Origin of the sequence: Azospirillum sp. CT11-132 (genome assembly GCF_047302835.1) — a bacterium.
Classification (GTDB): domain Bacteria; phylum Pseudomonadota; class Alphaproteobacteria; order Azospirillales; family Azospirillaceae; genus Azospirillum.
In genome coordinates, this window is record NZ_JBGLZA010000003.1 from 2,364,392 (window position 1) to 2,378,127 (window position 13,736).

At 68.4% G+C, this 13,736-nt stretch carries 13 protein-coding genes and 1 tRNA gene; 10 read left to right on the plus strand and 4 right to left on the minus strand.

The features are described from left to right. Positions 1-35 precede the first annotated feature (35 nt). The gene (locus ACCD06_RS17165; protein WP_136704889.1) at positions 36-1,484 is read right to left on the minus strand and encodes an NAD(P)-dependent oxidoreductase; all 1,449 of its coding nucleotides are present in this window, start codon (positions 1,482-1,484) and stop codon (positions 36-38) included. Between the two features lie 385 nt (positions 1,485-1,869). Here ACCD06_RS17165 and ACCD06_RS17170 point away from each other — a divergent pair, with 385 nt between their 5' ends. Then, entirely contained in the window at positions 1,870-2,670 is an 801-nt protein-coding gene (locus ACCD06_RS17170) for an undecaprenyl-diphosphate phosphatase (RefSeq protein WP_109074389.1), read from the plus strand. A 3-nt stretch (positions 2,671-2,673) separates the two neighbouring features. Here the strand turns inward: ACCD06_RS17170 and ACCD06_RS17175 are convergent, their stop codons facing one another. The 3 genes from ACCD06_RS17175 to ACCD06_RS17185 all read right to left on the minus strand — a co-directional run bounded on the left by ACCD06_RS17175 (position 2,674) and on the right by ACCD06_RS17185 (position 5,795). Then, positions 2,674-3,861 carry an MFS transporter gene (locus tag ACCD06_RS17175; RefSeq protein WP_413342026.1) on the minus strand — a complete coding sequence of 396 codons (1,188 nt, stop codon included), beginning with the start codon at positions 3,859-3,861 and terminating at the stop codon, positions 2,674-2,676. Positions 3,862-3,963: 102 nt separating this feature from the next. Further along, positions 3,964-4,791, minus strand: a complete 828-nt coding sequence (locus ACCD06_RS17180; RefSeq protein WP_413342028.1) for a sulfite exporter TauE/SafE family protein — start codon at positions 4,789-4,791, stop codon at positions 3,964-3,966. A gap of 17 nt (positions 4,792-4,808) precedes the next feature. Beyond that, positions 4,809-5,795 (minus strand): complex I NDUFA9 subunit family protein, encoded by a 987-nt coding sequence (locus ACCD06_RS17185; RefSeq protein ID WP_136704892.1) that lies wholly within the window; start codon positions 5,793-5,795, stop codon positions 4,809-4,811. 287 nt (positions 5,796-6,082) lie between these two features. Here ACCD06_RS17185 and ACCD06_RS17190 point away from each other — a divergent pair. The 9 genes from ACCD06_RS17190 to ptsN all read left to right on the plus strand — a co-directional run bounded on the left by ACCD06_RS17190 (position 6,083) and on the right by ptsN (position 13,612). After that, positions 6,083-6,169: transfer RNA gene (locus ACCD06_RS17190), tRNA-Leu, on the plus strand. A gap of 120 nt (positions 6,170-6,289) precedes the next feature. Next, on the plus strand, positions 6,290-6,916 hold the full coding sequence (locus ACCD06_RS17195) for a ribonuclease D (RefSeq protein ID WP_085087104.1): 627 nt from the start codon (positions 6,290-6,292) through the stop codon (positions 6,914-6,916). A gap of 306 nt (positions 6,917-7,222) precedes the next feature. Next, positions 7,223-8,263 (plus strand): KpsF/GutQ family sugar-phosphate isomerase, encoded by a 1,041-nt coding sequence (locus tag ACCD06_RS17200; protein ID WP_109074393.1) that lies wholly within the window; start codon positions 7,223-7,225, stop codon positions 8,261-8,263. Positions 8,264-8,315: 52 nt separating this feature from the next. Then, positions 8,316-9,065: an LPS export ABC transporter periplasmic protein LptC gene (gene lptC, locus ACCD06_RS17205; protein WP_247871209.1), complete on the plus strand. Its 750-nt coding sequence runs from the start codon at positions 8,316-8,318 to the stop codon at positions 9,063-9,065. Beyond that, positions 9,062-9,937 carry an LptA/OstA family protein gene (locus ACCD06_RS17210; RefSeq protein WP_413342031.1) on the plus strand — a complete coding sequence of 292 codons (876 nt, stop codon included), beginning with the start codon at positions 9,062-9,064 and terminating at the stop codon, positions 9,935-9,937. Before lptC ends, ACCD06_RS17210 begins: the two co-directional genes overlap by 4 nt. Then, entirely contained in the window at positions 9,934-10,725 is a 792-nt protein-coding gene (gene lptB, locus ACCD06_RS17215) for an LPS export ABC transporter ATP-binding protein (RefSeq protein WP_109152708.1), read from the plus strand. Before ACCD06_RS17210 ends, lptB begins: the two co-directional genes overlap by 4 nt. Before the next feature lie 33 nt (positions 10,726-10,758). Continuing rightward, positions 10,759-12,375 (plus strand): RNA polymerase factor sigma-54, encoded by a 1,617-nt coding sequence (gene rpoN, locus ACCD06_RS17220; protein ID WP_136704895.1) that lies wholly within the window; start codon positions 10,759-10,761, stop codon positions 12,373-12,375. Between the two features lie 152 nt (positions 12,376-12,527). Then, positions 12,528-13,118, plus strand: a complete 591-nt coding sequence (gene hpf / locus ACCD06_RS17225; protein ID WP_109074397.1) for a ribosome hibernation-promoting factor, HPF/YfiA family — start codon at positions 12,528-12,530, stop codon at positions 13,116-13,118. Between the two features lie 35 nt (positions 13,119-13,153). Then, a complete protein-coding gene (ptsN, locus tag ACCD06_RS17230) occupies positions 13,154-13,612 on the plus strand; it encodes a PTS IIA-like nitrogen regulatory protein PtsN (protein ID WP_109074398.1) in 459 nt (152 codons plus the stop codon). Positions 13,613-13,736: the final 124 nt, after the last annotated feature.

Sequence of the window (13,736 nt, forward strand, 5' to 3'; positions counted from 1 at the left end):
AGACGGTGGTACTGATGTCAGAAGGAAGGAGTGGCTTACTCAGCCGCGACGGCCAGCTTGGGCGCGCCGACGGTCTGGGCGTAGGCGTGCATGGCATCGGAGGCGTCGCGGCCGTCGCGGATGGCCCACACCACCAGGGACGCGCCGCGGACGATGTCGCCGGCGGCGAAGACGCCGTCCAGGCTGGTCATCTTGGTGCGGTGGTCGACCAGCAGCGTGCCCCAGCGGGTGACGGTCAGGTCCGGCGAGCCGAACATGCCCGGCAGATCCTCCGGCTCGAAGCCGAGAGCCTTGATCACGAGGTCGGCCGGCTCGGTGAACTCGGAGCCCTCGATCACCTGCGGGGTCTGGCGGCCGGTGGCGTCGGCGACACCCAGATGGATGCGGACGGCGCGGACGCCGGTCACCACGTCGTTGCCGGTGAAGGCTTCCGGCGCGGCCTGCCAGACGAACTCGACGCCCTCTTCCTCGGCATGCGCCACTTCGCGCTGCGAGCCCGGCATGTTCTTGCGGTCGCGGCGGTACAGGCACTTGACGGAGGTCGCACCCTGGCGGATCGCCGTGCGCACGCAGTCCATCGCGGTGTCGCCGCCGCCGAGCACCACCACCTTCTTGCCGGCGGCGTTCAGCGAGCCGTCCTCATACGCCGCGACCGAGTCGCCCAGCCCGACCTTGTTGGAGGCGGTCAGGTAATCCAGCGCCGGAACGATGTTCTTCAGCCCCGAGCCGGGGGCCTTGATGTCGCGGGCCTTGTAGACGCCGGTGGCGATCAGGATGGTGACGTGGCGCTCGCGCAGCTCGGCCAGCGAGGCGTCGCGGCCGACCTCGAAATTCGGATGGAAGATCACGCCGGCATCGGCCAGACGCTGGACGCGGCGGGCGACGACGTCCTTCTCCAGCTTGAAGCCGGGGATGCCGTAGACCAGCAGGCCGCCCATGCGGTCGTAGCGGTCGTAGACATGCACCTCGTAGCCCTTGGCGCGCAGCTCCTCGGCGGCGGCGAGACCGGCCGGACCGGCACCGATCACGCCGACCGACAGGCCCAGCTCGCGGGCCGGCTTGCGCGGCTTGACCCAGCCGTTCTCCCAGGCGGTGTCATTGATGTACTTCTCGACCGAGCCGATGGTGACGGCGCCGTGGGTCGACTGCTCGATGACGCAGTTGCCCTCGCACAGACGGTCCTGCGGGCAGATGCGGCCGCAGATTTCGGGGAAGTTGTTGGTGGCCTGGGAGACCTCGTAAGCCTCCTCCAGACGGCCCTCGGCGGTCAGCTTCAGCCAGTCGGGGATGTTGTTGGAGACCGGGCAATGCACCTGGCAGAAGGGAACGCCGCACTGCGAGCAGCGGTTGGCCTGCTCGACGGCGCGCTCGTCGCTGAAGCGGGCGTAGATTTCCGCGAAGTCGTGGCGGCGGTCGGCGGCAGACCGCTTGTCGGGCATCTTCTGCGCGGTGTGCACGAAGCCCAACATTTTCTGGTTCGCCATGACGTCTGCTCCTTCGCTTCGCGGCCCCGCTGTCTGCCACGGGACATCGCCTTGCTGGGCCTGACCGGGGGCTGCGGCGTGGGCCTACACCGACCGGCTGGGTTGAAATCGAACGTCCGCAAAGTGGCGGACGCTCGTCATATAACGCATGAGACGGGCCTGCGAAAGCACAAAAGCGCCGATAGGTCCGGTTTGTTGACCTTTTCCTTCGCAAGGCTGGAATGCGTAGGCGTGGCGGTAGGGTGTCACAAAAACGAGACAGAAAATTAGTCTCGAAACAGGACTATCGCTCGAATAGGAGTACCGAACCCTCGCCATCGCCAAGTGCGGCCATGCCCTGCTATAAGCGCCGCAACATCCAACCTGCCGAAGGCTGCGTGCCGCGATGATGATCGATCAATATCTGGACGCCACACTCATGGGGCTGGTGGAGGGGCTGACCGAGTTCCTGCCCGTCTCCTCGACCGGCCACCTCATCATGCTGGACGAGTTGCTGGGCTTCCAGGGACCGCCCGGCAAGGTGTTCGAGGTGGTGATCCAGCTTGGCGCCATTCTGGCGATCTGCGTGGTCTATTTCCACAGGCTGTGGCGTGTTGCCACAGGGCTGAAGGACGATCCGGGCGCGCGGCGCTTCGTCATGGCGGTGCTGATCGCCTTCCTGCCGGCGATGGTGCTGGGCGCTGGGCTGCACGGCATCATCAAGTCGGTGCTGTTCAACCCGACCGTGGTCAGCATCGCGCTGATCCTGGGCGGCATCGCCATCCTGATGGCGGAGCGGCTGATCCCCGTCGCCCGCTATCACCAGATCGAGAATTTCTCCGCCCCGCTGGCGCTGAAGATCGGCTTCTGCCAGTGCCTGGCGCTGGTTCCGGGCGTGTCGCGCTCGGGCGCCAGCATCCTGGGCGCGCTGCTGATGGGCGTCGACCGCAAGGCGGCGGCCGAGTTCTCCTTCTTCCTGGCGGTGCCGACCATGGCCGGCGCCACCGTCTACGACCTGTACAAGAACTGGTCGGTGATGAGCATGGACAGCGGCCTGCTGATCCTGGTCGGCTTCGTCACCGCCTTCATCGCCGCGGCCCTGGTGGTGAAGACGCTGGTCGATTTCGTCGGCCGCTACGGCTTCACCCCCTTCGGCTGGTACCGCATCGCCATCGGCACCGGCATGCTGGCGTTCCTGTATCTCTAAGCGTCAAACCGCCTGCCGCGGCACCGCACGGGCCGCGGCGGCGGCCATCCCCAGCGCCAGCAGCGCGATCAGCGCGAAGGCGGTGGCGAGGCTGGTCGCTTCGGCGATGAAGCCGACCAGCGGCGGACCGGTCAGCACGCCGGCATAGCCCATGGTGGACACCGCGGCGACCGCATGGTCGGGATGCCCGGTCTCCACCGCGCCCGCCGTGCTGAACAGCACCGGCACCATGTTCGACAGGCCGATCCCGGTCAGCCCAAAACCGGCGATCGCCAGCATCGGCGTCCCGTCCGCGACCATTCCTCCCGCCAATACGAGTCCCAGCCCGGATGCGGCCAGCAGCCCGCCGGCGCGCATCAGCGTCGCCCCGCCGAAGCGGTGGCGCAGCCGGTCGCCGCTGAACCGTCCCACCGCCATGGCGGCGCAGAACACGCCGAACCCCATGCCGGCGATCGAGGCCGGCGCGCCAAGGTCGTCGCGCAGGTGGATGGCGCTCCAATCGAGGATGGCGCCCTCGCTCATGAAGGACAGGGCGGCCAGCAGCCCCAGCAGCAGGGTCTTGCGATCGGGCAGCACCAGTGCGCCGCCGCCGGCATTGCGGTCGGGCAGGAAGCGCCCCTGCAGCAGCAGGAAGGGCACGAGCAGCCCGGCCGACACCAGCGCGGCCTGCGCCGCCGTCGGCATCAGCGGCAGCAGCAGGCCGCCGAGGCCGGCACCGGCCAGCCCGCCCAGGCTCCACATCCCGTGCAGCGACGACATGATCGGCCGGCCGAGCCGCCGCTCCACCAGCGCACCCTGCGCGTTCATGGCGACGTCCATGGTGCCGCCGGACGCGCCGAACAGCGCCAGCACGATGCACAGCGTCACCACGTCCGGCACCAGCGCCGGCAGCGGCAGCAGACCGGCGAACAGCAGGGCGGTCACCCGCGTCACCGGCGCGCTGCCGATCCGCCCCAGCAGCGGGCCGCTGGCGATCATCGCCGTCAGGGCGCCGACGGCAAGGCAGAGCAGAGCCACGCCCAGCACCGCCGGGCTGAGGTCCAGCCGGTTCTTCAGCAGCGGGATCTGAGTCGCCCAGACGCCGAAGACGGTGCCGTTCAGGAAAAAGGCGGCGACGGTCGCCCAGCGCGCGGCGGACGCCTGTTCCACCATCCGCCCCGACACGCCCCGGATATCCTCTGCGCCCGTCATCGCCGTTCCCGCCACAGTTGAACCGCCCACATGACGGCGCCATGCCGGGAATTCAAGCGGCGATGGGGCAGGCGTGCCATGCCGGAAACCGGCGGGAACTCTTCAGTGCCGCCACATCCGGACGGCCGACAGCAGCAGGATCGCCGCCAGCCCCGGCAGCAGCACCCACTCCGGCACCACGCCCAGCAGCTTCCCGCCGATGAGGGCGCCGGCCAGCGATCCCGCCGCCATCAGCAGGACAAAGCCGCGCTCCCGGACCAGCAGGGTCAGGCTGCGGTCGCGGGCGTAGCGGGAGAAGCCGACGAGCATGGTCGGCAGGCTGATCGCCAGCGACAGGCTGCCCGCCAGCTTCACGTCCACCCCGAACAGCAGCACCAGCGTCGGGATCAGCAGCTCGCCGCCGGCCACGCCCAGCAGCGAGGCGACGACTCCGATGCCAAAGCCCGCGGAGACCCCGGCGATGGTCAGCGCCGGCCCCTCCAGCAGCGGACCCGCCCCTCCAGACAGGCCGTGCCCGAACAGCAGGGCGACGGCGATCAGCGCCAGCAGAGCGGCCATCACCCGCTGCAGCCGGGCCGCCTCCATCCGCATCGCCCAGCCGGCGCCGATCCAGGCGCCCAGCAGGCTGCCGGCCAGCAGGGTGGCGACCACCGCGCCATTGGCGGCGACGAGGCCCAGCGGCACCGTCCCGGCGCGCAACGGCAGGGCGGCGGCGACGACGACGAGGCTCATCGCCTTGTTCAGGATGACGGCGTCGAGCGCTTTGAGGCGGAAGGCGCCGATCAGCAGCGGCAGGCGGAACTCCGCCCCGCCCAGCCCGATCAGGCCGCCCAGCGTGCCGATGACCGCCCCGCAGGCGAAGGCGGCCAGCGCGCGCAGCCTTGAGAACGCAAAAGCCCCGGCGCGGGGGCCGGGGCTTTCGGGTGTCATGGACCTTACCCGCCCGATCAGTGGGCGTTGTTGGAGCGGGCGTTGTTGGTCGGGCCGCTGTACTTGCCGCCGACGATGAAGCGCGACAGGTAGGTCGGCAGGATCACCTCGCAGGTCGCCAGCTCGGTGATGCCGAGATCCTTGAAGCCCAGCGCGGTCGGGGAGACGACGTTGTCCCGCTTCAGCAGCGCGACCTGATCGCGGGTCAGCGCCGGGGCCAGCAGCGGAACCTTCTCCAGGATGCCGCCCAGCGATTCGGCGAAGTTCCAGGGGATGGTCACCAGCGGACGGTGGCGCTGGATGTCCTTCTGGGTCAGCTCCAGCAGCTCCCGGAACGTGTAGACGCGCGGGCCGCCCAGCTCATAGGTCTTGCCGCGGCTGCCGTCGCTCTCCAGCGCGGCGACGACGGCGTCGGCCAGATCGCCGACATAGACCGGCTGGAACAGCGTCTTGCCGCCGCCGATCAGCGGCAGGGCGGGAGCCTTCTGCGCCATCGCGGCGAACTTGTTGAAGAAGTTGTCCTCCGGCCCGAAGACGATGCTGGGGCGCAGGATCGTCGCCGCCGGGAAGGCCGACAGCACCGCCTGCTCGCCGGCCGCCTTGGAGCGGGCATAGACCGACGGCGAAGACGCGTCGGCGCCGATGGCGGAGACATGGATCAGCCGGTTGACGCCGGCCTTGGCGGCCAGACGGGCGATGCGCGAGGCGGCGTCGACATGCACGCCCTGGAAGCTCTGGCTTCCGCGCTCGTACAGCACGCCCAGCAGGTTGATGGCGACATCCGCCCCCTGCAGGGCGCGGGCGACCGACACGTCGTCGGTGCAGTCGGTGGCGAACGGCACGATCTGGCCGACGGCGCCGGCCGTCTTCAGGAAGGTGGCCTTGCCCGGGTTGCGGGTGGCGATGCGGATGAGGGCGCCTGACTTGGCGAGGCGCCGGATCAGGTGGCGGCCGATGAAGCCCGAACCGCCGAACACCGTGATAACCTGAGTGCGATAGGACATCGACCGTCTCCCGTGTCGTTGCGCGCCAAATCCAGGGGGGAACCGGGGTTTCCGCGCGGCGGCCTTTCCAGGGCCCGCCTCGCGCCCCCCCGCGCGTCGTCCGACTGTGTGTCGCCTGGATGACTGCTGGAACTGCGGGCATGCTTATAGCGAATGGACCGCCGCCAAGCTAGGGACTGCATCGCCGCGCCCCCTTGCCGTGCGACAAAAAAATGAAGGGGTTGAAAAAAAGCTGTTGACGCCCTCCGGCCGGATCATTAAACAACCGCCCACACACCGAGCACCGAGCCCAGGTGGCGGAATTGGTAGACGCGCAGGTTTCAGGTACCTGTGGCAGAAATGTCGTGGAAGTTCGAGTCTTCTCCTGGGCACCATTTCTTTCTACCCGGCTGCGCCGCATGCACAGCTCCTTCGATTGAGAAGGGGATAGTGCAGAGCGGCGTTCGTCGTTTCTAGGGTCCATGGCCGGGGGCCTGACCACCCGGGAATCGACCATGCCCATCGACCTTCATGACGGCGACCTCCCAGACGGCCTCGACCTCGCCGCCGGCGCCCGCGACAACTGCGTGGCCATCGACACCGAGACCATGGGTCTGAACCCCCACCGCGACCGCCTCTGCCTGGTGCAGCTGTCGGCCGGCGACGGCGCCGTCCATCTGGTCCAGTTCCGCCCCGGCCAGTACGAGGCGCCGAACCTGAAGCGCCTGCTGACCAACCCCGGCGTGACCAAGCTGTTCCACTTCGCCCGTTTCGACGTGGCGGTGATGAAGGCCTATCTCGGCGTCAGCTGCCAGCCGGTCTATTGCACCAAGGTGGCCTCCAAGCTGGTCCGCACCTTCACCGACCGTCATGGCCTGAAGGATCTGTGCAAGGATCTGCTAGGCGTCGAGATCTCCAAGCAGCAGCAGTCCTCCGACTGGGGCGCGCCCGAGCTGACCACCGACCAGATGAAGTATGCGGCCTCGGACGTGCTGCACCTGCATGACCTGAAGGCGAAGCTGGACGTCATGCTGGCGCGCGAGGGCCGCACCCATCTGGCCCAGGCCTGCTTCGACTTCCTCCCCGCCCGCGGCGAGCTGGACCTCGGCGGCTGGGAAACCCCGGACATTCTGGCGCACTGATCGCGCGATCCATGCCCTCTCCCGTCCCGGGAGAGGGAGGGGACCCACGAAGTGGGGAGGGTGAGGGTTGATCCAAGCATCCCGAACCGCATGGCTTCGTGCCTAACCCCTCACCCTTCCCACCGCTTCGCGGCGGGCCCCTTCCCTCTCCCGGGACGGGAGAGGGAGCCACCTGCGACACCTCACCCCCTGACCGGCCGTGGATTTGACCCGGCGTCCGCCGGGGGGCATACTGCACGCCGCGCCTGCCGGGAGTACTCCGGGCAGGCGCCGTGTTTGTGAACGGCCCGCGGACGGGCCTTTTGAATGGAAGGCATGACAGCCTTGACCAGCGTTATCACCTCCAGCCTGACTGGCAGCCTGACCGACAGCTCCACCGCTTCGACGGAAGTGGAGAACCGCGATCTCGCCTGCGCCACCCGCGTCCTGCGGACCGAGGCCGATGCGCTGGTCGCGCTGGCCGGCAGCCTCGACGGGGAGTTCCTGCGGGCGCTCGACATCCTCCAGGGCATCCAAGGCCGCGTCGTCGTTACCGGCATGGGCAAGTCGGGACATGTCGCCCGCAAGATCGCCGCGACCATGGCCTCCACCGGCACGCCGGCCCTCTTCGTCCATCCGGGCGAGGCGAGCCACGGCGACCTCGGCATGATCGCCAGGATCGACGCGGTGGTGGCGCTCTCCAACTCCGGCGAGACGCACGAGCTGGCGGACATCATCGCCTACACCCGCCGCTTCGGCATCCCGCTGATCGGGATGACGCGGCGCGCCGCGTCCTCGCTGGCCGAACAGTCGGACGTGGCGCTGGTGGTCCCCCCGGAGCCGGAAGCCTGCCCGCTGGGTCTGGCGCCCACCACCTCCACCACGATGATGCTGGCGCTGGGCGACGCGCTGGCGGTGGCCCTGCTGGAGCGGCGCGGCTTCTCCGCCGCCGATTTCCGCGAGTTCCACCCCGGCGGCCAGTTGGGCCGCGCATTGCTGAAGGTCACCGACATCATGCACAAGGGCGATGATTTGCCCCTGTGCCGCCTTGACTCGCCGCTGTCCGACGTCATCTTCGAGATGACGGCCAAGCGGCTGGGCTGCGTCGGGGTGACCGACGAAGCCGGGGCGCTGGTCGGGATCATCACCGACGGCGACCTGCGCCGTCATCTGACGCCGGAGCTTCTGGCGGAACGCGCGGACAGCATCATGTCGCCGCGGCCCAAGACCATCCGCCCGAAGGCGTTGATCGTCGAAGCGCTGCGCGAGATGAACGACAAGAAGATCACCACCCTGTTCGTGATCGAGGCAGACCGGCCGCTCGGCATCGTGCACATCCACGATGTCCTGCGCGCCGGTGCCGCCTGACGCCGTTCCCACCCATCATGGAAGCCAAGCGCCGAGCCGGAGGGACGAAGAGTTGAGCCTGGACGACCTGCGCAGCCCCGACCGTACAGCAACCGGCCGCACCGCACCCGCCCCGACCGCCGGCGGGCAGGGTGGGGCCAAGCCCGCCCCGGTTCACGCCCTGGCGGAGCCGCCGGCGGTTCTGCGGGCGCACCGTCGGCGCGACACCCGTCCGGTCAGCCGGGTCTACAGCCGCTTCGTCTCGGCCATGAAGTTCGTGCTGCCGGCGGCGGCGCTGGCGATGGTGGCTCTGCTCGCCGCCTGGCCGTCGCTGAACAGCCCGCCGACGCCGCGCGTCTCCGCCGACGCCGGGCAGAGCGAGATGCTGAAGCCGCGCTATTTCAGCCTGGACGAACACAACCAGCCCTTCTCGCTGGTGGCGGCCAAGGCCGACAAGTCGGCTGACCAGCCCGACATCGTCCTGCTGGACGAACCGCAGGCGGAGATGACCGAGAGCACCGGCACCTGGGTGACGATGCGCTCCGACAAGGGCTGGTACAATCAGAGCACCGGCATCCTGCTGATGCGCGGCAACGTCCATGTCCTGCGCGACGACGGCAACGAGTTCACCACCAGCGAGGCCGAGGCCGACATCCGCAAGGGCAACGCCTGGGGCGAGCAGGCGGTGACCGGCCAGGGTCCGCAGGGCGAGATCAACGCCAAGGGCTTCCGCATGACGGACCGCGGCAAGAACGTCGTCTTCCTCAACCAGTCGAAGGCCGAGGTCCAGGCCGCCGAGCGCCCCGGGAGCAAGAAGCCGTGACGTCCAAACGGTCGCCATTCCGTACCGTCTTGACCCTGTCGGCCATCCTGGCCGGCGGGTTTTTCTCTTTCGTACCTCTGGTTCCGGGGCATGCCTTCGCCCAGGGGCTGCCCGGCATGGGCGGCAAGCAGCCGGTGGAGATCAACGCCGATCAGGCGATCGAATGGCACCAGGACGTCCGCGCCTATGTGGCGCGCGGCAACGCGTCGGCCAAGCGCAACGACTCGACCGTCTTCGCCGACGTGCTGACCGCCTATTACCGCGAGGTTCCCGGCAAGGGGAACGAGGTGTTCCAGCTGGTGGCCGACGGCAATGTCCGCATCGTCAGCCCGACCCAGCAGGTGTTCGGCGACCATGCCGTCTATGACGTCGACAAGCAGGTGGCCGTCGTCACCGGCAAGGACCTGAAGCTGGTCACCACCAAGGACGTGGTCACCGCCCGCGACAGCCTGGAATATTACGAGGCGCAGGACCTGACCGTGGCGCGCGGCGACGCGGTGGCGGTGCGCGGCAACGACCGGCTGCGCGCCGACGTGCTGATCGGCCGGCTGAAGAAGATGCCGGACGGCACCACGCAGATGGAGCGGATCGACGGATCCGGCAACATCGTCGTCACCACGCCCACCGACGTGGCGCTGGCCGACAAGCTGGTCTATTCCGTCGCCGACAACGTCGCGGTGCTGATGGGCAACGTCAGGATCACCCGCGGCGACAACCAGCTGAACGGCGAAGCCGCCGAGATGAACATGAACACCAAGATCAACCGCGTCATCGCCGGCCGCGACGCCGGCGGTCGGGTCAGCGGCCTGCTGATCCCCGGCGAGAAGAACGAGGGCGGCAAGAGCGCCGCCGCCGCGGGCAAGAAGCCGTGACCGTGCTGACCGCGAACGGACCCGGCGCCGCTCCCGCCGGCAGCAGCCCCACGGCATCCGCCCCGACCGAAGGGCTGGTGGCGCAGCATCTCGGCAAGTCGTTCAAGAAGCGGCCGGTGGTGCGCGACGTCTCCATCAGCGTCCAGCGCGGCGAGGCGGTCGGGCTGCTCGGCCCCAACGGCGCCGGCAAGACCACCTGCTTCTACATGATCACCGGCCTGATCGCCGCCGACTCCGGCACGATCACGCTGGACGGCCAGGACATCACGGCATTGCCGATGTACCGCCGCGCCCGGCTCGGCATCGGCTATCTGCCGCAGGAAGCCTCGATCTTCCGCGGCATGACGGTGGAGAACAACATCCGCTCCGTGCTGGAGGTGGTGGAGAGCGACCGCGACGCGCGCGAGGCGATGCTGGACGAGCTGCTGGCCGAATTCTCGGTGACGCATCTCCGCCGTTCCCCCGCCCTGGCGCTGTCCGGCGGCGAGCGGCGGCGCGTGGAGATCGCCCGCGCGCTGGCCGGACAGCCGCACTTCATCCTGCTGGACGAACCGCTGGCCGGCATCGACCCCATCGCCGTGAACGACATCCGCGAGCTGGTCGGCCATCTGCGCGACCGCGGCATCGGCGTGCTGATCACCGACCACAACGTGCGTGAAACGCTCGACCTCGTCGATCGGGCATACATTTTGCACGATGGTGTGGTACTAATGGAGGGACGGCCGGACGAGATCGTGGCGCACGAGGGCGTGCGCCGGGTCTATCTCGGCGACCGGTTCAGTCTGTAGCCCTCCGTTCCCACTGGTCCCGGTTCCACAGCCATGGCGCTTGCTCAACGTCTCGACCTTCGACAAGCCCAGACACTGGTGATGACGCCGCAGCTGCAGCAGGCCATCAAGCTGCTGCAGCTGTCGAACATCGAACTGTCGGACTTCGTCGACCGCGAGATCGAGCAGAACCCGCTGCTGGAGCGCGACAGTGGCCCGAGCGACGGCGGCAGCGACCCCGTCGGCGACGGTGCCGGCGGCGAGGCGCCGGGCGGGCTGGACGGCCCCGGCGGCATGGAGGCGAACGGCCTCAGCGTCGACGGGCTGAACGGCCGCGACGACGGGCCGGCGCTGGCGCCGACCGACGGGCGCACCCGCGACACCGTGGAGATGACCTCGTCGGACACGATGGCCTCGTCGTCGGAGGCGCCGCTCGACACCGATTTCGAGAATGTCTATGGCGACGACCGCTTTTCCGACGGCTCGGACGGCGGCAGCGAGGTCTACGGCTCCTATGGCGAGCGCGGCGGCCGCAGCGGCTTCGACGATGACGACAGCAACCTCGAAGCGACGCTGACCAGCGAAAAGAACCTGCGCGACCATCTGACCGAACAGCTGAAGATCGACCTGCCCGACCTCGGCGACCAGCTGATCGGGCTGGCCCTGATCGACATGCTGGACGAGGCCGGCTGGCTGGTCGGCTTCGACGCCCAGGCGATGGCCGAACAGCTGGGTTGCGGCGTGGAGCGGGTGGAGCGGGTGCTGGCCGCCTGCCAGCGCTTCGACCCGCCCGGCATCTTCGCCCGTTCGCTGAAGGAATGCCTGGCGATCCAGCTGCGCGAGAAGAACCGGCTCGACCCGGCGATGGCGGCGCTGCTCGACAATCTGGAGCTTCTGGCCGCGCGCAACCTGCCGGCCATCATGAAGGTCTGCGGCGTCGATGCCGAGGACGTCGCCGACATGGTCGTCGACATCCGCAAGCTGAACCCGAAGCCGGCGCTGGCCTTCGACCACACGCCGGCCCAGCTGGTCACCCCCGACATCCTGATGCGCGCCAATCCCGGCGGCGGCTGGCTGATCGACCTGAACCCGGACACGCTACCGCGGGTGCTGGTCAACCACCGCTATTTCGCCCGCATCTCCGACAGCGCCCGCAACAAGGCCGACAAGGAATACATCTCCGAACGCTTCCAGTCGGCGAACTGGCTGGTGAAGTCGCTGCATCAGCGCGCCACCACTATTTTGAAGGTGGCGAGCGAGATCATCCGCCAGCAGGATGCGTTCTTCATCCATGGCGTCTCGCACCTGCGACCGCTGATCCTGCGTGACATCGCGGAGGCCATCGGCATGCATGAGAGCACCGTCAGCCGCGTCACCACCAACAAGTTCATGGCGACGCCGCGTGGCGTCTTCGAGCTGAAATACTTCTTCACCTCCGCCATCCAGGGTGCGGACGGCCAGGCTTCCCATTCCGCGGAAGCGGTTCGGCACCGCATCAAGACCATGATCGATGCGGAAAAGCCGGAAGACGTGCTGTCCGACGACAAACTGGTGGAGATTCTCCGTGCAGAAGGGATCGACATTGCGCGGCGGACGGTCGCGAAGTATCGTGAAGCTATGAAAATACCGTCATCGGTGCAGCGACGACGTGCCAAGATGTCACGCATGTAGGCGGGTCGGGCGGGGGAGGGCTCGATTGACAGTCCGGTGACCCTTGCTTATCGTCCCGGCCCGCAAGCGGCGGACCAGCATCTTCGAACCCGGCATCTTAGAACGTCGTGTCTACACCGTCCCCAGCGGACCAATATTGGAAACGTTCCACCATGCAACTCTCCGTCAAAGGCAAGCAGCTCGATGTGGGCGACGCTCTGCGCACCCATGTGGCCGATAGCCTGAACGCCGTGGTCGGCAAGTACTTCGACAAGCCGATCGAGGCGAATGTCGTCCTGACCAAGGACGCGCATCTCTACAAGGCCGACATCCAGGTCCATGTGGGCCGCGGCATCGTCCTGCAGAGTGCCGGCGACGCCACCGAACCCTACCCGGCCTTCGACATCGCCTGCGAGAAGCTGGCCAAGCGCCTGCGCCGCTACAAGCGCCGCCTGCGCGACCACCACGCCGCCGAGAACGGCGCCGCCGTCCCGGCCAGCTACCGCGTGCTGGAAGCCGAGACCGAGGAGCATCACGACGAGGTCGAGGCTTCCGCCGACGGCGTCGCCAACCCGATGGTCGTCGCCGAGATGGAGACGAGCATCGCCACCCTGTCGGTCAGCGAGGCGGTGATGCGCCTTGAGCTGGCGCAGGCCCCCGCCCTGATGTTCCACAACGGTGCGCATGGCCGCCTGAACATGGTCTACCGCCGCGCCGACGGGAACATCGGCTGGGTCGATCCGGCGGAGAAGGCCGGCGCCTGACGGCGCCGACCCGTCCTCCTGGTCAAGAAGCGTCCATGCTCGACCTCATCTCTCCGCACGCCATCCTCCCGAACCTGAAGGCCGGCAACAAGAAGCAGGCCCTGCAGGAGATGGCGCGCAAAGCGTCCGAGCTGACCGGTCAGCACGAGCGGGCGATCTTCGACGTGCTTCTGGAGCGCGAAAGGCTGGGCACGACCGGCGTGGGCCATGGCATCGCCATCCCGCACGGCAAGCTGTCCAGCCTGGACCGCGTCCATGGCGTCTTCGCCCGCCTGGAGCGGCCCATCGATTTCGACGCGATCGATGAGCAGCCGGTCGATCTGATCTTCCTCCTCCTCGCCCCGGAGCAGGCGGGAGCCGACCATCTGAAGGCACTCGCCCGCGTCTCGCGCCTTTTGCGGGACCAGTCCATGTGCGAGAAGCTGCGCGGAGCCGAATCCGGCGACGCGATGTACGCGCTCCTGACCCAGCACGAGCCGACCCCGTCCAACTGACGGGCCGCCGGTGAGGGGCACAGCATGCCGAAAGGGCCGCCGCACGGGATCGTGCGCGGCCCTTTTTCTTTTGCGGCGGATGCACCAAGTGGAGTGGGGCCGGGTGGGCTGGTACACTTGCACC

Coding starts and splice junctions, on each gene's coding strand:
- ACCD06_RS17165 (WP_136704889.1), bottom strand. CDS start 1,484: ATGGCGAACCAGAAAATGTTGGGCTTCGTGCACACCGCGCAGAAGATG.
- ACCD06_RS17170 (WP_109074389.1), top strand. CDS start 1,870: ATGATGATCGATCAATATCTGGACGCCACACTCATGGGGCTGGTGGAG.
- ACCD06_RS17175 (WP_413342026.1), bottom strand. CDS start 3,861: ATGACGGGCGCAGAGGATATCCGGGGCGTGTCGGGGCGGATGGTGGAA.
- ACCD06_RS17180 (WP_413342028.1), bottom strand. CDS start 4,791: ATGACACCCGAAAGCCCCGGCCCCCGCGCCGGGGCTTTTGCGTTCTCA.
- ACCD06_RS17185 (WP_136704892.1), bottom strand. CDS start 5,795: ATGTCCTATCGCACTCAGGTTATCACGGTGTTCGGCGGTTCGGGCTTC.
- ACCD06_RS17195 (WP_085087104.1), top strand. CDS start 6,290: ATGCCCATCGACCTTCATGACGGCGACCTCCCAGACGGCCTCGACCTC.
- ACCD06_RS17200 (WP_109074393.1), top strand. CDS start 7,223: ATGGAAGGCATGACAGCCTTGACCAGCGTTATCACCTCCAGCCTGACT.
- rpoN (WP_136704895.1), top strand. CDS start 10,759: ATGGCGCTTGCTCAACGTCTCGACCTTCGACAAGCCCAGACACTGGTG.
- hpf (WP_109074397.1), top strand. CDS start 12,528: ATGCAACTCTCCGTCAAAGGCAAGCAGCTCGATGTGGGCGACGCTCTG.
- ptsN (WP_109074398.1), top strand. CDS start 13,154: ATGCTCGACCTCATCTCTCCGCACGCCATCCTCCCGAACCTGAAGGCC.